Source organism: Porphyromonas loveana (assembly GCF_003096695.1).
Classification (GTDB): Bacteria; Bacteroidota; Bacteroidia; order Bacteroidales; family Porphyromonadaceae; genus Porphyromonas; species Porphyromonas loveana.
This window is the reverse complement of sequence record NZ_QEKY01000021.1, coordinates 1-22515: the sequence shown is the minus strand read 5'-3', so window position 1 is coordinate 22515 and position 22515 is coordinate 1. Positions and strand designations below refer to the sequence as shown.

The window sequence follows — 22515 nt, the reverse complement described above, 5'->3', positions numbered from 1 at the left end:
TCTGTGCAAACCACCGAGATATGGCGCAAATCGCTCTCATTTCCATTTACTTACCTTTCATCCTCACCCTAATACCCTTTCTTCGAATAGTTCCCCAGCGATAGAGGCAAGCATCCCGCTGATCACGAATGAAACAGTCTTTGCTCCTGCCATATTTTTACCCAAGCTTTTCGTGTAGACCTCGTCTTCGCTGAGAGCGATGAGTACTCGCCCAAAGGGAGAATGTATGAGCTGATGTAGCACGACCCATGCCACGCCTGCCAAGATAGCAGAGAAAAAGCAATAGGCAAGTTTACTTTCGAGCTCCACTCCTGGTACTATGGCAAAAGCTGAGATACCAGGGATTCCTAAGGGACCATGGGTTACACTCTGCCAGTTATTCATGACTGAGTAGATCACGACCTGAATGCCGAGAGTGATAATAACGTAGTAGTCTCTGGTTCTATCTGCCACACGAGCTACAATCCAAGCTAATCCCCCCGAAAGTAGCATTGCCACAGGAATGTTCAGCATCGCAGGTGTCTCCCCCAGTGTATTGACATCAGAGTAGTCGTATAGGCACCTAAGCCATAGAATCCCGCATGCGTTAGCGATACCTGCCCACTATATCCTGCCACTAGGCTAAGCGACTGTGCCAAGATCGTGTAGATACAGATCAGCACAAAGAGATGTAGCAAATACTCCATTAGACCTCTGCTTTTTTGAGCCATTTGCCACTAAAGCCATATGGACGAAAGTAGAGGAGATCCCTTGAAAACTTACGTCAGTTTTTCAGAATCTTACGTCACTTTTGGAGGTAGATTGTATTGCTTTCGGAAATACCTACAAAAAGAGTTGTAAATCTTCGGTGAAAGAGAGAAATCAATCGAACTCATCGAAGAGTTTCTTCGGGGTGACGTGGGCATATCGTTCCGTGGTTTTGATACTGCCATGCCCCAACATTCGGCTCACGGTTTTGATGGGGACGCCTCCTTCCAACGTTATGAGTGTGGCAAAAGTGTGGCGAGCCATGTGAGCCAAAAGTGGGACAGCGATGTCCGCCTGAAATTGCAAAGCCTTGAGTTGAGCAAGGTAAGCCGAATAGTAAAGAGCGCAAAGAGCGTGATTCGTTCCTCTGACTGGTACCGCTCTATCAAACGCACTGCTTCGGGCAGGAGCTTCACATGACAAAGCGTGTCGGTCTTTTGTCTGCGGAACTTCGTCCTCCATGCCCCTTCATCATCCGTAAAAGGATGCTCCCGACCAAGGGTAAGCATATTGCAATAGGCAACACCTGTGAAACAAGAGAAAAGAAACAGATCGCGAGCCGTCTCCAGTGCCGATTCATGAGCGTCGAAAGTCAAAGCCCGCAACTTCTCCAACGATACCTTATCCAATGCACAAGGGCCTCTGTTCTCGCCTCGCTCTATTTCGACCGTATCGAACAACAAGCGGTCGACAAGCCCCTCTTGATATGCCAAGCGGAGAATCTTCTTGGAAAACAAAGCGATTCATCTGTAACTGCCTTGCGACAGCCCCAACACGCCCTTGATATAATGTGCTAACTGCGAGAGGAAATCATCTCCGACTTGTCCCAAGGCATAGATAAGAATATCACCCACGAAAAAGAAGCAAAGCATTGCAGAAAATCGGTGGAGCAATAGCGGGAGATTAGGTCTTTTGCAGAATATAAACTCAAAGAAATACAGCCACTTATCAAATTTATTCGATTCCTGGTGGCACCACGTTACAAAAACAGAAGACTCCTGATCTCGCGAGAGGTCAGGAGTCTTTCTTTTGGGGGTTGTTCTTTTAGTTATTCGTTGCCTCTATTCTGGCTACGATGTACTCCGATTGGGTGCCGATGCGGAACTTCGCGCCCCAGATGCCAATGCCGGAGCTGATATAATAATGCGTCTGTCCTTTGGTCAGGGAACCAAAACCCTTTTCGTAAAGTGCCTTTACAATCCAATTGAGCGGCCATACCTGACCGTTATGTGTATGTCCTGCAAACGCAAAGTCCACGCCGTTTTGCTCCACTTCTTCCAGATGATAAGGTTGGTGATCCAGTCCGATGATGTACTTCGTACGGTCGATACCTGTCATCACGTCTTGCAGCGATTTGCGTTGCGCATTGGTGCGGTCGTCACGTCCCACGATAGCGACATCTCCAAAATAGATCACACTGTCCTGGAGTAATTGGATACCGGCCTGTTTGCAAAACTCCTTGTCCCCACTTTCCCCTGCATAATAGTCGTGATTGCCCAAGATGGCATAGACGGGTATGCCCAATTGGCGGAACTCTTCTGCTGAGCCTTCTTCTCTAACGGGGCGCATGGCTCTGTCTAATAGATCGCCGGCGATAAGCAGGGCATCCGGCTTTTCCTTCTTGACCAATTCTAACCAACGGCGAAGATCGTTGCGGTCATTGTGATAGCCCAGATGCAGGTCGCTGATCATAACCAGTTTGAGGGGCTGCTGTACTTTTCCTCTACTGTCCAAAGTTATCTCTACTCTTCTCTTCTGGTTGTAATTCCAATGGGCATAAGAGAAAATGCCGCCCATAAAAGTTAGTACGGCCCAACTCCCGACTACGCTTTCTCGAACGAAGTTACGTGGAATAAGATGGGTAACCAGAGCGAGATCGAGCACTCCGAAAAGCATCACCAGGTAGAGAAGAATAATCAGCCATGAGGTGCTCACTTCGTAGCAAATCTTGGCCAAGCTGAGGGACATCTTTTCTGACAAGCCGCTCATTGACACGAAAAAAAGTGAAAGAGCTACAGCCATCAAAACAACTGCTATAATCCGCAACGGAAGGATGTCCGGCAATAACTGCCACACTCTGAGGGAGGCATAGTATTGTCCGGCCAGTAGAAGGGACAAGGGGAATATGATCCAATATAGATTCATTGCATTACTTATTCTGAGTGGGGAAGAGGTCCTGTCGATAGGGTCGAAACTTGATGATTATTATCACGTCAATCCGATCTCTGATTCTCTCTATCCTATGGATAGTAGTCAAAGACGTTACGAACCCAATAATCGGTGCACATCCATACAATGCGATTCTGTGGTCAATTGTTCATCATTATCCGTTTTTGTGCATAGGTCGTTGTGCCGATTGAGAGGTCTGTGGGCACAAAAAAAGACTGCACTGATAAGATCGGTGCAGTCTTTTCTGAGCCTCTTGTCGGATTCGAACCAACGACCCCGAGATTACAAATCACGTGCTCTGGCCAGCTGAGCTAAAGAGGCAGATGGGTAAGCTGGCTATATCGCGCCGCTACGACCTAATACCCTTGCTGCGATCAAGCCCTGGGGGAGTCAAAGGGAGCATGCCGTATAGGACTTACCCGAGTGCAAAAGTAGTAATAATTCTGATATCACCAAATTTGGCTACGGTTTTTTCCTTGCTCTGTCCATTCTATATTTCGGTAGCAACTAAGAAGCGAGATATTGAGGTAGATTATTCATGAAGGGAGAGTTGATAGGATAGTGTGTAGTTAGTTAGAGAGAGGCATGTCGTCGGATAAAATATTTGGTGAACTTTGTCGGCAGAATACCGCGATAGTGGGGCTGGGGGTAGTCCGACGGGCAGAAATTCTCGTTGCTGCAAGAAATCAGATCGGTATTTTCTGATTGTCTTGCGTGATATATAGCTCCCCATAAGCGTTTTTTACTCATCGTTCATTGACAAAGAGTCAAAAAATGGTTTTTCGGTGCTTTGTCGATAGTTTTTTGACTGAAAAATGATTTTTCTGCTGATTGTTCGTCGACAAGGAGTCAAAAAATGGTTTTTCGGTGCTTTGTCGATAGTTTTTTCGCTGAAAAATGATTTTTAAGCTCTTTGTCGACGAGTGACAATCCAAAAAATCATTTTTTGCTTTGCGCTCCCTAAAGATGAAAACAGAACATGTTGGATTGCCATTAGAGGTTATCGAATGTGCATTCTGTATAGAAGGGCTGTGCTAACCAAAGGTGTCGTACGAAGGGGATCCGCTTTAATGTTTTCGGATTATTCTTGTGTATAGCTCTTTGAGGTCATCATCATGTAGCTCTGCATATAGTTCGAAGTCAGCCCAGGTTGTATAGCCGGACATAATTGCAGAGAACATGATTAGAAGTAGGTAGTCGATGGGATATGTCAAATGATTCCCATGACGAGAATCCGGAATAGTTGAAAGGATAGAGAAAATATTATCCATAATTTTATATCTGATATGCCTCTAATTGGCTGATAATCAGATATAGAGATACTAAAAAGCATCAAGGTGGCCAAAGAAATTAGAACTAATTTACTGAGTATTAATGACATATCATATACTTATGTTCGGATGCGGACAATCACAGTTCAAATGCGTTATGTTTGTGCTCTCCTTAATCCGGAGAGGTTTAGCGAAGCCTTCACCGATTGGCTCTCCTCGGTTTTTAAAATGACGGGGCAGCACATCTGCATTGATGGCAAGACGATGCGGGGAGTGAAGAAATTCACTCCGGATGCAGAGGCACACTCCGTTACTCTGCCTATATTGCAGGTCTTAGAGCTTCTTCCAATCAGGTCTAAATCTCTCAAAAGTCCAATGAAATCAATGCCATCAAAAAGCTACTTGATTTGACAGACTTGGAAGGCAATGTGGTTACCATCGATGCCATCGGCACACAAAAAGATATCGTAAAGAAGATTGTGGCAGGCTCAGGAGATTACATTCTGGATATAAAGGGCAATCAGCGGGCACACTCTTGGAGGCAGAGGAGCTTTTCAGTCCCTTTTACAAAGACGAAATCATAAAGACGGAAGAACCCGATGCCGGGCATGGTCGCATAGAGAGCTAAAGAGATTGAGCGGAATAAGGAATTGGACAAGTGGATGGCACTGCATTCCATCCACAAGATGACGCGGAGAAGACACAATAAAAAAGACGGCTCGGAGAGTATCGAAATCTCTTACTTTATCTCCTCTCTTTCAGACTCGAACAAAATCTTTCACGTTATCAGAAACCATTGGGCGATAGAGAATAACCTACATTATTGTCTGGATGTGATTATGGGAGAGGACAAATCTTAAGACGTAAAGGTAACGCCGCCAAGAATGTCAATATCATCCATAAAATGGCACTGTCCTTTCTCGAAGAATGAAGAAAAAGAAAAAAAGCACTCGCAGCTCTACAAAAGATCAATGCCACGAAACAGCCTGCCGACATTATCAATATGGACTATCTATAAAATTTCAAATGCGTGAGTCCTGGTAGAAAGGGGAGGGTAGTGTTGTATATTTCCGAAAAAACTTATCTTTGCACTGCAATTGCAATGTGGTAGCATGCAGTGCAGGTCCTATAGCTCAGTTGGTTAGAGCACCTGACTCATAATCAGGGAGTCCTTGGTTCAAGCCCAAGTGGGACCACCTAAAAAGTACGGCGAACGGCCGTACTTTCTTTGTTATAAAGGCGCAAACAACCTATACGCAAAGATTCAAACAGCCGAATATGCCCGTTTATATCCGAATGTATCCGCATAATTACCACCACAATTACCACCTATGGCAAGTGTGAGTTTTTTTATCAAATCTGCGAAAGGGAGATCGAGGAATGCTATAGTTATGCAAGTGAGCATAAAAGCGAGCATAATTGTAGGAGGGAAAAGAAAGTACACTCCTGTCAGGATGAGCATTGGAATTTCTTTGCCTGACAATCAATGGGTAAATGGTCGAGCTGCTGTAAAGTCGGACAAAAAAAGGGGGTGGAGGCTTGTCCAATAGCCTATGAGATTAATAGAGTTCTTGATGATGCGCGCAATCGCGCTCTTCAGATAGCCTTTGTCTCCGAAAAAGAAGGTGTATCGTATTCCGTATTGAATGATAGGCTTTTATCGGACGTGGAGCTCTCCCAGATAATTGGCAGGAAGCGGGCTTCTCAGTGCGCTATAGATTGGATAGATGAGCATATAGAGAATAGGCGAGTGACGGAGCCGACAAAGAAGCAAATGAGAATGACAGCCGAAAAGATGAGAAGATTCGACAAAGTTCGCGGAAGTGTTACTACATGGGGGGGTATAGACTATCAATATTATGATGCATTTGTGTCATTTCTCTTACAGGAGGGTCTTTCGCAGAATACAGTTTTTGACAAGCATGTTAAGAACCTGAAAACGTTTTTGCGTGCAGCCGAGCAAATGAAGATTGATGTTCCGAATGATTATAAAGTCGGATTGTTTAAGCGTAAAAGGACAGAGGTGGATAGCGTCTATCTCACAGACGCTGAACTCGACAAGATAGCCGCCATCGATTCTTCCGAACCGATACACTATCACTAAGCAGTATGGACGAGTTATGTATGCTCTTGAATAACATAGAAAAGGCAACGGCTTGAAGATAATTCTCCTCACGCCCTTTGGCCTTTGTCTTTATGTCTTCCAGTGCGATACGTATCGTTCTGCCCATACTAAAAAAGAATACCCCTGCGGAGGTAGCGTCTCCGAGGGGTGATTCTAAACTCCCGAATGGGGAGGATGTTTCAGCCGTTAAACGCTACTTAACGATGCAAGGATATAAACAAAATTGATATGAGCAACATAGTTGATAAAAAGACCGTCTAAGTCGTGCTTATCGATACTTGTTAGCGAACGAATTTGTGTCAAAAAAGCAGGATTTAGCGGACAAGATGGGTGTAAATAAATCTTCCGTATCTCGTGCGTTCTCCGGCTCAGATAGCTATCTGACCGATTCTTTTTTAGAGAAGTTCAGCGATTGTTTCGGAGGAATCTTTAATATGGGTTGGCTCCTCACGGGTAAAGGCTCCATGTTTGCTAACAATCCCGACGGCATAGTAGCAGGCAGAGACAATAGCGGAGACAATAAAAGCAACAACGGGGACAACAGGGGCAATACGACAAATAACTACTATGGCGGATGCCTCGAGGGAAAGGAACAAGACCAAAAAAAGGTAATGGATTTCCGCCCACGCATACCAATCGAAGTGGCTGCCGGATCGTTGGCTGTAATCGCGGAGAATGGAGTGAGTAGGCAGGACTGTGAAATGTTTCCCAAGATAGGACAGTTCCCATCTTATGACTTCACGACCTTTGTGCATGGCGATTCGATGGAACCACGGTTTGAACGCGGAGCGGAAATAGCCTGTAGGCGCATCAATAGTAGCGGTTTCATACAGTGGGGACGTGTCCATGTTCTGGACACTTCACAGGGAGCTATAATAAAGCAGATATACGATGACGGGGATAACATAAGGTGCAAGAGTTTCAATCCCATATACCCCGACTTCCTTGTTCCAAAAGAGGAAATCTACTCGATTAACCTCGTAGTGGGGAAGCTGACGTTTGAGTGAGATACACGTTTAATTAATATGCAATAGTGTGGAGAAAAAGAAGACTATATCCAAAAAGGGGAATTTTTTAGGAGGGGGCTTGGCTGTAATATCCCTTGTTGCAACAATTGTATCTTCTTCAATTACGAGGACATGTATACGAGAAGAGCGACAGGTCAAGGCCAACCCATCATTCCTTGTTGAACAGGGCGAAGGCGAGGCGAGAATCGCAAGCAGGTTCGAGTTGTTTGGTATTAAAATCGGCATGCAGAGAGATGTGTGCGAAAAGTATTTATCAGAAAAAGGGCTTGTTGTTGAGAAAGTATCCTTAATGGGGTTGAGGTAACGGGTGCTTATGGTGCAGACATAAAAGATCTGCATGAGAGGCATTTGATTCAATGATTGTGGCATATGGGGAGGATGGGAATGTAGCCCATGTCGTTTTGAGTAAGGAGGTCGGTGCGGTTGGCGAAGAAGAAACAAAGGTAAACCTCGAAAGATTTATAGATAGTGCTATTCAGAAGATAGAGTTTAGAACAGGTCTTAAGAGAGAGGTAGGCAAGGATGATAGTCTTTTTCAATGGGTTTCGTATAGGCCGTCTCTGCTCTTTGGAGCGGTTTATGAAAATGTCAATGGAGAATCATGTGTTGCTATGGTTTCAATGGTTGATATAAATAGATCTTTATAAAGATTGTATCCGGTTATTATAAAGTTCAGAGGGTAAACTTTATGAGTTTACAATCCCTCAAAAGCTATTCCTGATGACTAAAAACAGAAAGTCCCCGTTGCAATCTGCTACGATCGCAACGGGGACTTTATGCTTTTGGCGATGTCAGATAGCCTCTATTTTGCTCTACATGCCACCGAGAAGGAAATAGTTTTATACATGCTCATAGGCTACACAGGTGACATTGTGCGGACACATAAAAGAAGATAGGAGGGGAGCCGGTTGATTCCCGCGGGTCAGATACATGGGATCGTTGTTTATCGTTCTCATTTACTTCTGGTTCTATTTGATATTCAATCATTTACATCTTTCAGCTTTGCATGCTGTTGTGCAAATGTAGCAAAAAGCAGTCTTCCGACCGTCTCTGCTGCCGATACTGTTTTCGGATGCTGCAGATAGCTTGACAAATGAATTGAAATGCGACAAAATGTCAGTTTTGATGGCTTTGGCACAAAAATTGGCCGTTGATCATTAAAAAACGAATAAAACAATGAACATCAACAGTTACACAATCAAAACACAGGAAGCTCTACAGCAGGCTGTGGAGCTGACGCGCAGGAACGAACAGCAGGCCATCGAGCCTCAGCACCTCCTCAAAGCCGTTATAGAACAAGGAGAGAGCCTGACGGATTTCCTCTTTGCCAAGCTCGGCATGAACAAGGCTACCATCGTCGCAGCCGTAGATAAGCTGATCGAGAAGCTCCCACACGTTACGGGCGGCGAGCCGTATCTGTCACGCGAAACGAATCAGGTGCTGCAGACGGCCGAGGACGTGGCGCACAAGATGAAAGACAAGTACGTCTCACTGGAGCATCTCTTACTGGCTATCCTGATGACGCGATCGGAAGTATCTACTCTCCTCAAGGACGCAGGCGCCACAGAGCAGATGCTACAGTCGGCCATCGACGAATTGCGCAAAGGAAAGAACGTGACCAGCCAGAGCGCAGAGGATCAGTACAACGCACTGGAGAAGTATGCCATCAATCTGTGCCAACGGGCACGTGATGGCAAGCTTGACCCCGTAATCGGTCGGGACGAGGAAATACGTCGCGTGTTGCAAATTCTTTCGCGTCGTACGAAAAACAATCCGATCCTCATCGGCGAACCCGGCGTGGGCAAGACGGCCATAGCGGAGGGATTGGCACACCGTATCGTGCGTGGTGACGTGCCGGAGAATCTGCGCAACAAACAGATTTTCTCTCTCGATATGGGTGCGTTGATAGCTGGTGCCAAGTACAAGGGCGAGTTCGAGGAAAGGTTGAAGGCCGTCGTAAACGAGGTGACCGGTGCGGAGGGAGAGATTATCCTCTTCATCGATGAGATACATACGCTTGTGGGTGCGGGCAAGAGCGAGGGAGCCATGGATGCCGCCAACATCCTCAAACCTGCTTTGGCACGTGGCGAACTCCGTTCCATCGGTGCCACGACACTAGACGAGTACCGCAAGTACTTCGAGAAAGACAAAGCATTGGAACGTCGATTCCAGATGGTGATGGTGGACGAACCGGACGAGCTGAGCTCCATCTCTATCCTGCGAGGACTGAAGGAGAAATACGAGAATCACCACAAGGTGCGCATCAAAGATGATGCCATTATCGCTGCCGTGAGACTGTCGCACCGATACATCACCGACCGATTCTTGCCGGACAAAGCCATCGATCTCATGGACGAAGCAGCGGCACGCCTGCGTATGGAGGTGGATTCACTGCCGGAGGAATTGGACGAAATCTCTCGTCGTATCAAGCAGCTGGAGATCGAGCGCGAAGCCATCAAGCGCGAGAACGATATGGAGAAAATGCACTTCCTCGACAAGGAGATAGCCGAACTCAAAGAGAAGGAAGCTTCTGAAAAGGCGCAATGGCAGAACGAGAAAGACCAGATCAATAAGATCCAGCAGCTGAAAATCGAAATTGAAGAGCTGAAGTTCCAAGCCGACCGCGCCGAGCGCGAAGGCGATTACGGACGTGTGGCAGAGATACGCTATGGTCTGATCAAGCAGAAAGAGGCCGAGATCAACAGCTTGCAGGAGGCCCTGCACGAATTGCAGCGCACAGGCTCCATGATCAAGGAAGAAGTCGAAGCCGATGACATTGCCGATATCGTATCGCGTTGGACGGGCATCCCCGTCAGTCGTATGCTGCAGAGCGAAAGGGAGAAACTCCTGCATCTGGAAGATGAGTTGCACAAGCGCGTGATCGGTCAGGACGAAGCTATTCGCGCCGTTGCCAATGCCGTGCGTCGCAGCCGTGCCGGACTGCAAGACCCAAAGCGACCCATCGGTTCGTTTATCTTCCTGGGGACTACCGGTGTCGGTAAGACGGAGCTTGCACGTGCCTTGGCGGAATTGCTCTTCGATGACGAGAGTATGCTCACCCGCATAGACATGAGTGAGTATCAGGAGAAGTTCAGCGCTACGCGTTTGATCGGTGCTCCCCCGGGATATGTGGGCTATGACGAGGGCGGACAATTGACCGAAGCCATCCGTCGCAAGCCGTATTCGGTGGTGCTGTTCGACGAGATCGAGAAGGCGCATCCCGATGTGTTCAATGTCCTCTTGCAAGTATTGGACGACGGTCGTTTGACGGATAATAAGGGACACGTGGTCAACTTCAAGAATACGATCATCATCATGACGTCCAATCTCGGCTCGGATATCATTCGCGAGCGGATGCAGCATCTGACGGCCGAGAATCGTGAGACTGTGACTTCCCGAACGGCGGACGAAGTGATGCAGCTGCTTAAGCATACGATCCGCCCCGAGTTTCTCAACCGTATCGACGAGACCATAGTCTTTACTCCTTTGAATGAGGAAGAAATCTTCTCGATCGTGCGCTTGCAGCTCGACGGTATCGTTCGACAGCTTGCAGCCAATGGTGTGGAGATTCGCTATTCGGAAGCCGTACTTGCCTATGTAGCTCGCGAAGGATACGATCCGCAGTTCGGGGCACGCCCCGTCAAGCGTGTTCTCCAACGTGCTGTCCTCAACGAACTCAGCAAGGCCCTCCTTTCCGATAGCGTGGACACCGGCAAACCTATCCTCATCGACTGCAAGGATGACGCCATCCTCTTCCGCAACGAGTAAGTGTTAAAGCACATACTTCAGTTTTACGACTCCCCGAAGCTCTATTCTGTGTGCTTCGGGGAATTGTTTTTTAGTCGTGGGGGATGTATGCTTGCTTGACGTATTGCGTATTTCAACGATGGATATGAACCTTTTGGGATATTTGAGGTTTTATCAGTACGAAAAGTACGCCGAGGAGTCGGCGGAATAATATAATAGATCAAATGTCAAAAGTATTAGTTATCAGTGGACATCCCTCATTGGAGCATTCCCACGCCAATAAGGCCATATTGGAAGAACTACAGAAGTTGCTTCCCAATGCAGAAATCAGTCGTTTAGATGTTCTATATCCTGATTTTAAAATCAATGTAGCTGCCGAGCAGGAGAAGTTGGAGAAAGCCGATGTTATCGTGTGGCAGTTCCCCGTGAACTGGTATTCGCTTCCGGCCTTGCTCAAGAAGTGGCTCGACGATGTGTTTACCTATGGTTTTGCTTATGGAACAGACGACACCAAGCTGAAAGGGAAGAAGTTGATTCTTTCTTGCACTACAGGCTCTCCCGAGGAATCATATCAGTACGGACAAGCTCAGAACTATCCGTTTACCGACTTCCTCAATACACACCGCCAAACTGCCAACCTCTGTAAAATGGACTTCCAAGAACCGATTATTTCCTATGGCATGATGTATATGGAAGGCGTAATGCCGACCGAAGTGCTTACTTCAATACAAGAAAGAGCCAAAGCACACGCCAAGAAATTGGTTGAGCGTATCGGCTAATCCTCCTCCCCATAACCAAAACTCCCCTTTCGTATCCGCACGGATCGAAAGGGGAGTTTTCTTTTTTCGGAATATTCATGATCTCCTTCTCTTGTTGGAGTAGGGGAAATCCAACTTTTTAGCTGGCGAGGGGACTGATGAGTAGGAGTCGACAGCTGTGTGCGGGGAGCGTCAGTGGAAACGGTGCTTGATGCGTAGGGGCAACGAGGGAGAAGTCTCCTGAGAAGAGATCGGTCATGCGACAAGCCACATTATTGCGGAGAGGCCAAGCATCGAAAGCATGAGCCGGTAGGCGCAACCCTAATGCGACAGCATCGGGAGAGAAATTAGCCACTGCTATGAGGACTTCTCTATCGTTGTAACGGCTGTAAGCCAAGTGGCTTTCGTGTCGGAAGCCGTCGGCAACTGACTGGGCGTAGCCGAGGTCGTAGTATGCCCCTTCTGAAATGATGGTAAGTGGACAGATGTCGTGTAAGAGACGGGCATGCAGATGCAGTAACTTCCGCTCTTCTTCATTGAGAAGTTCGTCATCGTAGGCACCTTCATGGATGCGACGCTGCAGTTTATCGAGACTCCAATAGTCGAATATCGTCGTGCGGCCGTCCACACCGCTGAAGCCCTCCGCATCCATGCCACGCTCTCCAAGTTCTTGTCCGAAGTAGAGCATGAAGGGCTGCGTGCCTATCGTGGCAGCGACTACGGTGGCAGCGAAAGCCCGCTCTGCATCACCCACAACAAAGTCGGATGCAAGACGCTGTTCGTCATGATTTTCGGTGAAGTGCAACATACGGCTACCAAAGTGGCGGCCTGCTTCTGCTGCGTCGGATACCGCCCATGCAGGACCTGTGTTGCAAGCTGCAGCACGCAAGGCGTCGTACATACCGACCTTGTCGTACAGATAGTCGAAACCTGCATTCACATAGCCTTCGTATAGCGCCGGCTGATAAATCTCCGCTATCATGATGACGGGGAAGCGACTTTTGAGCTGTGGGATCACCCACCGCCAGAATGCGAGGGGCACCATCTCGACCATGTCGCATCGGAAGCCGTCAACACCTTTCTCTGCCCAAAAGAAGAGGATTTCCCGCATCCTGAGCCATGTAGTAGGGATCGGCGTAAGGTGCTGCGCACCACCGCCGAGGTAGTCCACGCCGTAGTTGAGCTTGATCGTCTCATACCAATCGTTTTGTCCCACATGGGGGGAGAAACAGTCATTGCCCGAAGCTCGCGCCGGCTCCTCGTGATAGTTTGCAGCCTCCGGCGATGTTATCTCCAATCGAAGTGCTTGGTCGGGGAAGTAGTAGAAGCAATTGACCGGAGAAAAAACCTGTTGTGGATCGTCGCCTTCACCCAGATCAGACACCGAAGCAGGCTTGGTGTCAGAGTGGTATTCGCGTGCTACGTGATTGGGGACAAAGTCCATCACGAAGCCCATTCCTGCCCGATGCGTGCGTTCTATCAGCCCGTGAAACTCCTCCATCCGTTGTGCGGGGTCTTTTGCCAGATCGGGATCCACGTCGTAGTAGTCGCGGATGGCATAGGGCGATCCGGCACGCCCCTTGACGATGGCAGGAGTGGAAGGCCGTATGCCTATATGGCTGTAGTCGGTTTGTGAGGCGTGTGCCACCAGTCCTATATACCAGATATGCGTAGCACCAAGCTGCTGAATGGCAGTGAGAGCTTTTTCGGTGAAAGCTGCCAGCTTGCCGCATCCATTCGTTTCGATACTGCCACTGACGACAGGGTTCGTGCAGCGGTTGTCGTACAGTCGAGGGAGTACGGCATAAAGGATCATCTTGGAATTCATCATGTAGGGGTCTCTGATGCTTCATTGAGCGCATGGAGGGCCTCTTGGTAGCCGATGGCTGCCAATTCACGAGCCGACTCCACGCTGAATAGCTTGAAGTGCGATAGTTCACGAGGTTCGATCAGAAGATCGCATAGCTCCCGATCGAGCATGGCATTAGCCCGATAGATATAGGCAAAGCTGCGCTCAGCAATGCCGATGATATTCTTTTTGTATTCGGTTGGTTGTTTGGGATTGAGGTGTACTCCGATGAGATATTGGCAGTCGTCTCGTAGAACAGAGGCCGGCAGATTCTTGAAGAGACCGCCATCCACATAGGTGACACCATCGATCACAACAGGATTGAATAGAACAGGTACGCTACTCGAAGCCAGCACAATGTCGGCCAATGGACCGCTTGCAAACACTTTGATGGTACCATGATCCAAATCGGTCGCCACGATGCGCACTGTAAGGGGCAAGTCTTCCAGAAATTGATGGCGAAGCGTAGCTCGCAGAAAATCCAAGAGACGACGTGTCTCAAAGAAACCCTTTTGTGGCAGCTGCCATTGGGTCATAGCTCTGAAGTCGCGATCCATAAACAAGTCTATAATCTCTTCCGGCCGATAGCCGTCGGCATAGAGCGCTGCTACAATGGCTCCGGCACTATTGCCGGCGATGATATCAGGGCGTTTGCCACACTCTTCAAGCGCTTGTAGTACGCCAAGGTGAGCAAATCCTTTGGCGGCACCTCCGCTCAGTGCGACTCCAATCCGAAAAGGTGCTGTTGCTTTCGTTCTTTCTGTCATGATGTGAGAAGTTGGTGTTCGTAAATATAAAGTTCTTTTGCCTTTCTTCCCAAATGCAGCCCATGTAGTTAAAAAAACGGGACTGTGCTTCGGGAGTTTCACAACTCCTTCGACACAGCCCCGCGCAGGGATATTGTCAGTAGGCAATCAATAAGTGTGATCGCCTTGTTCCATTTCCTGTTTCGTGATCTTTCTGATATCCAATGCACGCCATGCGTAGAAGATGTAGGCCAACACAAATGGGATCAGGATCGATACATAGCTCATCGTCCGAAGCGTGAATTCGCTCGAGCTGGCATTCTCGATCGTCAGGGAGCTTTGCAGATCATATGTGGAAGGATACCACGACGTGTGGTTCCATCCTGCCACGAGAAGCAGCGCCAGCACTGTCAGCACGACACCCGTTCCGTGTAACCAGATACCACGTTTGAAGTTCGGTCTAAATAAGGTGAGGCCGATGCCGGCAAGTACCAAGACAACTCCCACGAGGAATGCAGCTAATACCGCGGGCATGGCGAGGAAGTTATGGAGATACTTGTACGATTCCATATAAACCTGCTTGTTCTCCGGATTCACGGCAAAGCCGTCCGTCGTCAGCAAGAACGCTACGTAAGCGAGGAAGAGTACGAGGAATGCCAACGTATTGGCAACCAGTCTCCGCTTGGCAGCTGCATAGAGATCGTTATCGTCGATATTGTTGATGAAGTAGAGTAGTGCCGATACTCGTGCGAGGAAGAATACGGTCAAGCCGAGAACTACATTCCACACGTTGAGTACTGCCTCCAGACCCATCAATAGCACGCCGTTATAAGGCTGCCACTGGGATACGATCTGGCTGCCGCCCGTGATATCGAACATCGCCATCTTGTTCACGCTGAAGTTACTTCCTGTAAAGAAAGTTGATACCGCTGCGCCGAGCAGTATCGGAGCCAATACGCCGTTGATGAAGAGCAAGACCTGATAGGTCTTCTTGCCCCACACATTGCCGTGCTTGGATTGGTACTCATAAGATACTGCCTGAATGATGAAGCAGAAGAGAATCAGCATCCACACCCAGTAGGCACCGCTGAAGCTCGTGCTATAGAAAAGCGGGAAGGAGGCGAATATCGCTCCACCGAAAGTGACAAGCGTCGTGAAAGTAAACTCCCATTTGCGTCCGGTCGAATTAACCATCATCTTTTGGGTCAGTTTGTCCTTACCCAGACTGAAGAGGAAGCTTTGGCCTCCTTGTACGAACAAGAGGAATACCAAGAGGGCTCCGAGTAGCGATACCAAGAACCACCAGTAGTGCTGCAAAAAACTATAGTCCATGATGTTTTGTGTGTCGTTTATAGGATGAATAGATGATGAGACTCTTAATGAGATTCTGTTTCAGGGCCTTTCTTGATGGCCTTGCGCATGATATTAACTTCAGCGATAAGCAGAGCCGTGAACAGAACGAGGAAAACGAAGAACGTGATGACAACCGAACTGACTTCCAACTTCGACACCGCTGCCTGCACAGGCAGAAGGTTTTGGATCGTCCACGGCTGTCGTCCCACTTCGGCAACGATCCAACCGCTTTGGCTGGCCATCCATGCGAAGGGCATGCACACAATGGTCACGATGTGGAACCAGCGCATACGACCCAGTTTCTCAGGTTTGAAGCTCAGCAACCAAGCCACGAGGAATACCAAGATGAAGAGCATACCCAGCCCCACCATGATGCGGAAGCTGTAGTAGGTGATGCCCACGGGCGGTACTACCTCATTCTTGTCCTTGATGTAGCCATAGCCGAAGTAAGGATAGTTCTCATCGATGATCGCTTTGTACTCTTCTGCAGCTTCCTCATTGCCTACCTGCTTGGCCAGGCTGTATTCGTTCAGTGCCATGATAGCCTTGCGTCCGCGCATCATCATGGTGTCCACCGATACAGCCATCGTGCCGTCCGGCTTCATGTATCCGCCTTCGAGTATGTTGTTGATGCCCGGTACATAGCCACTCGGATTGCGCGTTCCCAGAATGGAGAGCACGCGGGGCACTTCTATGTTGAAGAGGAAAGCATCCTGTCTAGATTGAGGACTTTTCTTGGCCGGATTGAGGACGCCGAATACGCTGAGCGGGAGCCCTTTGCCGTCAGCCGTCAGGCCTTGAGCATCCGTCTCGCCTGCATCGTACAGCGCTTCCATCGCCGCCAACTTCATCGGCTGCTTCTGCGCTACATTATAGGCAGAAGTGTCACCCGTATAGGCCGTGAGCAGAGAGGCAACAAGACCAAAAGGAGCAATGATCTTGACGTTCTTGAGCGCAAACTCTTTGTGTTTGCCGTCCTTGCGCAGCAGGTAGATGCCGCATACCCCCAGAGCGAAGACAGAGCCTAGCGTCCAGCAAGAAGTGATCGTGTGCCAAAACTTGTTGATGGCTGTCGAGGAGAATACCAGCGCCCAGAAGTCCGACATCTCGTTACGCATCGTATCCGGATTGAACGTCATGCCGATAGGCTCCTGCATCCAAGCATTGGCGATGAGGATCCACACTGCCGATATGCTCGCGCCGATGATAACCAACCACGTAGAAACGAGGTGGAAGCCGCGACTGACTTTGTTCCATCCGAAGAACATGACTGCGATAAAGGTGGCTTCCATGAAGAAGGCCAAAATACCTTCGATGGCCAATGGGGCACCGAATATGTCACCTACGAAGAGGCTATAGTTCGACCAGTTGGTCCCAAACTCAAATTCGAGAATGATTCCCGTCGCAACGCCGATAGCGAAGTTGATACCGAATAGCTTCTGCCAGAACTGCGCATAGCGCTTCCATTCAGGTTTGCCATTGCGATAATAGATTGTCTCCACTATAGCCATGATGACACCCAAGCCGAGTGTCAGCGGGACGAACAGCCAGTGGTACATGGCCGTGAGGGCAAACTGCGCACGCGACCATCCTACTAAAGCGTCTAAATTCATAATCATAAGCTGTATTATTTGATAATTAGGGGGTTACTCCACGTCGTATAAGTTCCTGCTGTACGTATTGCGACTTGGCGGCACTGTCACTGCCGGCATGTTGTTTGAGAAAATTGGGGAAGAAGAATGCTTTCAGCACCGCAAACATGATGAAGAGCTTGATGAGGATAATCACCCACAAAGTCCTACCTTCTTTCATATTTCGGAAGCCTTCTACGTAGAAGGAAACGATGCGTTTGAAGATGTTGCCCTTCAGGCCGGATGCTGTTGCCATGCGCGTATCTTTACTTTATGTGAATGATGATGCGATTTGGAGCGTCACAATAAACAAATGTATATATAAATATGCCTTTTTGGATAGGTTTGGTTCGGAAAATGCCAAATTTCGTTCGACAAACTGCTTTTTTCGATTTGTTTTTGACAGCTATGCCCCGCTTTAGTACCAACATGCCCCTTCGCGATTAGTCATGAACAGCTCCACATGTGCGCCGGAGCGTATCTGTTGCCATGTAATATAGGAGTGGTGATAGGGCTTGCCGTCCACCTTCACCGACTCAATGTAGAGATGTGTCCGGCTCAGTCGATGAGCTGTCAGTCGGAATGTGCTCCCGTTCGGTTGCGGTATCGCTACATGGGTGAATAGGGGAGTCCCCAACTCGTACTTGTCGCTGAGCGGATCCACAGGATAGAATCCCATGGCCGAGAATACGTACCAGGCCGAGAGTTGTCCGCAGTCTTCATTGCCACATAGGCCATCCGCGCTATTGCGGTATAGCTCCGTGAGGATGCGACGCAGCAGCCGTGCTGCCTTCCATGGTTGCGATACCTTATTATATAAGTAGGCCACGTGGTGGCTCGGTTCGTTGCCGTGGGCATACTGTCCGATCATCCCTGTACTGAAGACGGGCAGTGAGATGTGCGACGGGGTAGGAGTGTCGAAGAACTGATCGAGACGCTTCGCGAGCGAATCTTTCCCGCCGAATAGTGCCGTCAGTCCGTCTATATCGTGTTGGACGCCGAAGAGGTATTGCCAGGCGTTGCTCTCCGTGATGTCCTCGCTGTAGGCGAAAGGATCGAATGCCTCCTTCCAAGCCCCTGATGCCAGTCGGGGACGGAAGAAACCGCTTTCTCTGTCATATACATTTTTATACGCCTGTGCTCGCTCTTCGTATCGGGCAGCCTGCATCGTATCGGCTACGACCTCGCGCGCGAAGACTGCGATGCAGGCATCGTCGTAGGCATACTCCATCGTCTTGCTCATGCTCCAGTGCGCACTGTCGGCAGGCACAAAGCCCAAGTGGCGGTAGTTGGCTAAGTCGGGCCCCGATGCTTCTGCCATAGAGCGGAGCAATGCCATGATACGCTGAGCATCGGGCTGATAGATCCCCTTGCGGTAAGCATCCACAATGACGGGGACAGAGTGGTAACCTATCATCATATTGGTCTCGCCTGCCCACATAGGCCAGACGGGGAGGCTGCCTTTGTTCTCTTCGCCGAAAGCTAAGAGGCTCTCCGCCATGTCGGCGGAGCGATGCGGGAAGAGTATATGGTAGAGCGGGTGTGCCGCCCGATAGGTATCCCAGAGCGAGAAGGTGCTGTAGTGTCGGTGTCCTGCGGCGAGACTGTGTATTTGACGGTCGGCTCCCCGATAGCGGCCGTCCACATCGCTGAACACCGTGGGGCAGAGCAGGCTGTGATAGAGGGCTGTGTAGAAGACGGTGTCCACCTCGGGCATGATGCCTGCTACTGCACGGATGGTCGTTAGGGCTGTATGCCATTGTCGGGAAGCATCCTCGCGGTATCGGTCGAAGTCGTGATGCGGCGCCTCTGCGGATAGGTTGGCCGCCGCACCCTCCTCGTCCACGCCCGACAGGGCTGTGGTGATGACGATGGTGCTGTCTGCATCGTCGCGTAGGCATAGGAAGGACAGATGTGCCACCAGTCCGTAGTCGGCTACCTCTGTTTTCTCCTCGTCTTTGTAAAGTGGTATGCTGTCTATCCTCACATGATCGATCGGGCGTGAGAAGCGTGTGCGAAAGTACACCCGCTGATCGCGTGCCCATCCGTCGGAATAGCGGTAGCCACCTATCGTGCAACTGTCGATCAGTCGCAAATGGCTGTCTGTCGTTCGGTCCCAATTCATTGTGTTGTATAGATCGAGGCGAACCTCCACCACGAGATCGTGCACCGTATAGCGTTGTATGCCACAGTGCTCGGTCGCTGTCAGCTCCACGCCGATGCCGTTGTCCATGCGTACGGCATAGTATCCTGCTTCTGCCTTCTCATGACGGTGACTGAAGCTCGTGCGCACGCGTTCGGAGGGGACGATCTCTTCTGGCGCTCTCTTGGCAATGGGCATGAAGCGGATGTCGTATAGATCGCCGGCACCCGTGCCGCTCAGATGCGTATGGCTAAATCCCATGATCATCGTGTCGGGATAGTAATAGCCGGCTATATAGTCCCAGCCATTCTTCCCGTTGTCGGGACTCAGCTGTACCATTCCGAAGGGTACCGAAGCCCCCGGATAGGTATTGCCCACCCAATCGGTGCCGATAAGCGGATTCACATATTGCTCAGGATGGAAAAGCTGCTCTGTCCTGCTGCGACAAGAAGTTGTGAATAGCAGGAGAAGCAGCAGTAGGGGGGTGTGGAGGCTGTGGCGGTACATCATGCTCTTGTAGTGTGGGTGGAAAAAAACACAGCCGAGACTCGCATCCGTCGTAAGAGGGGGAGCGGTCTCGGCTGTCGCTTGTCGTGTGGCGTCCAAGCTCCTATTGATCGGGAGTGCGCCATCGGTGGGATCCGATTATTTCTTGCTGACTTCCGGCTGGATGAAATCCATGAAGCACAGACCGGCCAAAGCCGTACCGTAGCGCTTCTCGATGGTGATACCCTCGGTGATGAAGTTCAGTTCGCCCAGATAGTACTGGCTGTAGGTCTTTTGGTGCAGGTCGTTGATGACACGGATCAGACGCGACTCCAACTCTTCGATGCGGTAGCGTCCACTCACCTCGCAGACTAGTCCGCCGGCTTTCTCGTCGAAGTTCTCGTCCTTGTACATCCACGCATATACCACGCCGGCCGATACGAACTCGTCCTGATAGCCGTGTGACACGGCCATGATCGTCTTCAGCTCAGAGCCGAAAGGAGGCAGGTCTATTTCGTCCATCGTGGCCAAATGAGCCGTTGCAGGCAATACGGAGGAGTAGGTCATGATGTTGAAGTCCGAGATACCGGCATCGAACAAAGCCATGTGATACGAACCGGCATGCAGTTCCAGATCAGACTCGCCACTACCCTTGGTAATGAAAAAAGTGTTTGGGATGAGGTTCCCTACAAGTTTGCTCATTTTCGTTATTATCCTTAGTATGATGTTAGTACTTACGCTTTTGCGTTCGACAAAGATAGGTTATTCCGCCGATTTTCTTTACACAGGGGCAGGACATACCATATAATATATAGGAGCATTCATGGCAGCGGACACGGGGCTCTGGATGCATTATCGATTGGCGTAGATTTGGGCGCACACATAGGCGCCCCTACGCAAACCGCTTCAAGTACGCGTCCGCAGGGTCAAAAAATGGTGTTTTCACGCTCACACATGTACGCAAAGGGAAAAAACGCAGTTTTCATGTTCACGTACTTGTCTGCAGAGTCAAAAAATGATCGCCAATAAGTGATAACAAAAACAATCAACAATGAGAACAATTCTACGAATATTGGGCTTTCTTGCCCTGCTCTGTCTCCCCTTAAAGGCATCGGAGGCAGATAGAACAGCTTACATTTGTGTAAGCAAGAATGCAAAGGTCTATCATCTTGATAGAGATTGTAGAGGACTGAATCGTTGTAATCACCAGATTAGGGCGGTAAAACTGAAAGAGATAGCGAAGTATCGGAGAGCTTGTAAGATCTGCGCTTGATGGAATGAAGTATCACCGTTTTTACCACCACGGACATTGCAATCCCTTTGTTGTAGAGGGGTTTCGCGACCAAGAGGGTCCACTGGAAAGGGGATGCGGAAGCGTCCCCTTTTTTGTTCTTGTTTGAGATATTATTAGTGATATTGATTATGTGCTTTACAGTTAATAATAGGCCGTTGGTCGAAGCGGTCTTCCGTGGCGATATTCCTCAAGTGTTGGAGATGGCAGAGGCAACCGATGTGGAGAAGATTTTGCAATATGAAGATAAATACAACAGCATCTTTGTAGGGCTGTGGCCGTTGCTGTGTGCCTATTATGACTGTGTCTTAGAGTGGTCGGATACGATGTTACGTGAGCGAAACATACAAAATATGTACACTTGGGTGGGGGACTTCCTTCAGAAGGATACACATGTTGATTACAGTCTTTATCCGTTTATCCCATACAATCCCTATGATGAAGACTTGGATAAGCTGACCATTGACGAAGAGGAGGCTAGACTACTCGTAGCACATGGTGTAAGGATGCTGGATATAGCCCTTACCAATGAGGCAGTGCAGCATCGCGAGCAGAAGACCATCGCCCTCCTGCAACAAGGGGCTACCCCCTATTTTGAATGTAAATGGATGCACGAACCGTTGGAAGAGGAAGACTACACATATGATCATGTGGCTTGTGGACTGGAAATATTCGAGTCAGAGAGGGATTTCTCGTGGACTACTTTCCGTTTGTATCATTTGCAAGATTTGTCCGTTTTGTCTGCACTTTCGGAGGAAGAGTTCTGCGATCTGATAGAAGGCTTATTCATTTATGCAGCGAGCTCTCGTATGCTGAGGATCATAGACGAGTATATTACCGATGAAGCTCGGCAGACAGGTATAGAATTGATGCAAAAGTATTTTGGCGATAGCTTTCCCATCTATCCCTAAAAGGAGTCCGAAGAGGGGATAGTTGGAGGCACATAGGCATTGATACCCCAGAGGGAGCTGTTTTCGATGCTAACGACGTAGTATAGAATGCAAAAAGAGAGAGGCTGCGTCATATTTTATGACGCAGCCTCCTCAGTATTAAAGTGGCAGGGTTGTGCCGCTATGCCTTTTCTCGTTAGTTGATCACGACTTTCTTGGCACTTCCATTCGTTGTCGGACTCTGCAGGTTGACAACGTAACCACCCGCGATCATCGGATCG

At 49.0% G+C, this 22515-nt stretch carries 19 protein-coding genes, 2 tRNA genes and 1 pseudogene; 9 read left to right on the top strand and 13 right to left on the bottom strand.

The window, feature by feature from the left end:
• Window positions 1–63: 63 nt before the first annotated feature.
• From C7382_RS09385 to C7382_RS10325, 6 genes and pseudogenes are all read right to left on the bottom strand, one after another.
• A complete protein-coding gene (locus tag C7382_RS09385) occupies window positions 64–492 on the bottom strand; it encodes a branched-chain amino acid ABC transporter permease (RefSeq protein ID WP_262499719.1) in 429 nt (142 codons plus the stop codon).
• Between the two features lie 14 nt (window positions 493–506).
• Window positions 507–686 carry an ABC transporter permease subunit gene (locus tag C7382_RS10255; protein ID WP_262499718.1) on the bottom strand — a complete coding sequence of 60 codons (180 nt, stop codon included), beginning with the start codon at window positions 684–686 and terminating at the stop codon, window positions 507–509.
• Between the two features lie 175 nt (window positions 687–861).
• Window positions 862–1574: pseudogene (locus C7382_RS09380) on the bottom strand (site-specific integrase); the annotation flags it as partial.
• A gap of 217 nt (window positions 1575–1791) precedes the next feature.
• Window positions 1792–2892, bottom strand: a complete 1101-nt coding sequence (locus tag C7382_RS09375; protein WP_116680015.1) for a metallophosphoesterase — start codon at window positions 2890–2892, stop codon at window positions 1792–1794.
• Window positions 2893–3163: 271 nt separating this feature from the next.
• Window positions 3164–3237, bottom strand: a tRNA-Thr gene (locus C7382_RS09370).
• Between the two features lie 746 nt (window positions 3238–3983).
• On the bottom strand, window positions 3984–4187 hold the full coding sequence (locus C7382_RS10325; RefSeq protein WP_116680013.1) for a transposase family protein: 204 nt from the start codon (window positions 4185–4187) through the stop codon (window positions 3984–3986).
• Window positions 4188–4546: 359 nt separating this feature from the next.
• On the opposite strand from C7382_RS10325, the gene C7382_RS09350 reads away from it, so the two are divergent.
• The 8 genes from C7382_RS09350 (at window position 4547) to C7382_RS09305 (ending at window position 11866) form a co-directional block, all read left to right on the top strand.
• Complete coding sequence (locus tag C7382_RS09350) at window positions 4547–4771, top strand: ISAs1 family transposase (RefSeq protein WP_116680011.1); 225 nt, start codon at window positions 4547–4549, stop codon at window positions 4769–4771.
• A 538-nt stretch (window positions 4772–5309) separates the two neighbouring features.
• Window positions 5310–5383, top strand: a tRNA-Ile gene (locus C7382_RS09340).
• A 290-nt stretch (window positions 5384–5673) separates the two neighbouring features.
• On the top strand, window positions 5674–6291 hold the full coding sequence (locus tag C7382_RS10250; RefSeq protein ID WP_116680008.1) for a phage integrase SAM-like domain-containing protein: 618 nt from the start codon (window positions 5674–5676) through the stop codon (window positions 6289–6291).
• A 347-nt stretch (window positions 6292–6638) separates the two neighbouring features.
• Window positions 6639–7319, top strand: a complete 681-nt coding sequence (locus tag C7382_RS09325) for a S24 family peptidase (RefSeq protein WP_243405703.1) — start codon at window positions 6639–6641, stop codon at window positions 7317–7319.
• A gap of 28 nt (window positions 7320–7347) precedes the next feature.
• Window positions 7348–7644, top strand: coding sequence for a hypothetical protein (locus C7382_RS09320; protein ID WP_116680007.1), 297 nt, complete (start codon window positions 7348–7350; stop codon window positions 7642–7644).
• A gap of 52 nt (window positions 7645–7696) precedes the next feature.
• Complete coding sequence (locus tag C7382_RS09315) at window positions 7697–7987, top strand: hypothetical protein (protein WP_116680006.1); 291 nt, start codon at window positions 7697–7699, stop codon at window positions 7985–7987.
• A gap of 529 nt (window positions 7988–8516) precedes the next feature.
• Window positions 8517–11108 carry an ATP-dependent chaperone ClpB gene (gene clpB / locus C7382_RS09310; RefSeq protein ID WP_116680005.1) on the top strand — a complete coding sequence of 864 codons (2592 nt, stop codon included), beginning with the start codon at window positions 8517–8519 and terminating at the stop codon, window positions 11106–11108.
• Window positions 11109–11311: 203 nt separating this feature from the next.
• Window positions 11312–11866: an NAD(P)H-dependent oxidoreductase gene (locus C7382_RS09305; RefSeq protein ID WP_116680004.1), complete on the top strand. Its 555-nt coding sequence runs from the start codon at window positions 11312–11314 to the stop codon at window positions 11864–11866.
• A 118-nt stretch (window positions 11867–11984) separates the two neighbouring features.
• Here C7382_RS09305 and C7382_RS09300 read toward each other — a convergent pair whose 3' ends face one another.
• From C7382_RS09300 to C7382_RS09270, 7 genes are all read right to left on the bottom strand, one after another.
• The gene (locus tag C7382_RS09300; protein ID WP_243405702.1) at window positions 11985–13676 is read right to left on the bottom strand and encodes an alpha-amylase family glycosyl hydrolase; all 1692 of its coding nucleotides are present in this window, start codon (window positions 13674–13676) and stop codon (window positions 11985–11987) included.
• The gene (locus tag C7382_RS09295; protein ID WP_116680003.1) at window positions 13673–14461 is read right to left on the bottom strand and encodes a patatin-like phospholipase family protein; all 789 of its coding nucleotides are present in this window, start codon (window positions 14459–14461) and stop codon (window positions 13673–13675) included. Before C7382_RS09295 ends, C7382_RS09300 begins: the two co-directional genes overlap by 4 nt.
• A 147-nt stretch (window positions 14462–14608) precedes the next feature.
• Window positions 14609–15772 (bottom strand): cytochrome d ubiquinol oxidase subunit II, encoded by a 1164-nt coding sequence (locus C7382_RS09290; protein ID WP_116680002.1) that lies wholly within the window; start codon window positions 15770–15772, stop codon window positions 14609–14611.
• Between the two features lie 44 nt (window positions 15773–15816).
• Window positions 15817–17412: a cytochrome ubiquinol oxidase subunit I gene (locus C7382_RS09285; protein ID WP_116680001.1), complete on the bottom strand. Its 1596-nt coding sequence runs from the start codon at window positions 17410–17412 to the stop codon at window positions 15817–15819.
• Window positions 17413–17431: 19 nt separating this feature from the next.
• The gene (locus C7382_RS09280; RefSeq protein WP_116680000.1) at window positions 17432–17680 is read right to left on the bottom strand and encodes a DUF4492 domain-containing protein; all 249 of its coding nucleotides are present in this window, start codon (window positions 17678–17680) and stop codon (window positions 17432–17434) included.
• A gap of 162 nt (window positions 17681–17842) precedes the next feature.
• Window positions 17843–20077, bottom strand: a complete 2235-nt coding sequence (locus C7382_RS09275) for a GH92 family glycosyl hydrolase (protein WP_394342054.1) — start codon at window positions 20075–20077, stop codon at window positions 17843–17845.
• A 135-nt stretch (window positions 20078–20212) separates the two neighbouring features.
• Complete coding sequence (locus tag C7382_RS09270) at window positions 20213–20755, bottom strand: pyruvoyl-dependent arginine decarboxylase (RefSeq protein ID WP_116679999.1); 543 nt, start codon at window positions 20753–20755, stop codon at window positions 20213–20215.
• 720 nt (window positions 20756–21475) lie between these two features.
• Between C7382_RS09270 and C7382_RS09260 the strand changes: the two genes are divergently transcribed.
• The gene (locus C7382_RS09260) at window positions 21476–22255 is read left to right on the top strand and encodes a hypothetical protein (protein WP_133241551.1); all 780 of its coding nucleotides are present in this window, start codon (window positions 21476–21478) and stop codon (window positions 22253–22255) included.
• The last annotated feature ends 260 nt before the right edge of the window (window positions 22256–22515 follow it).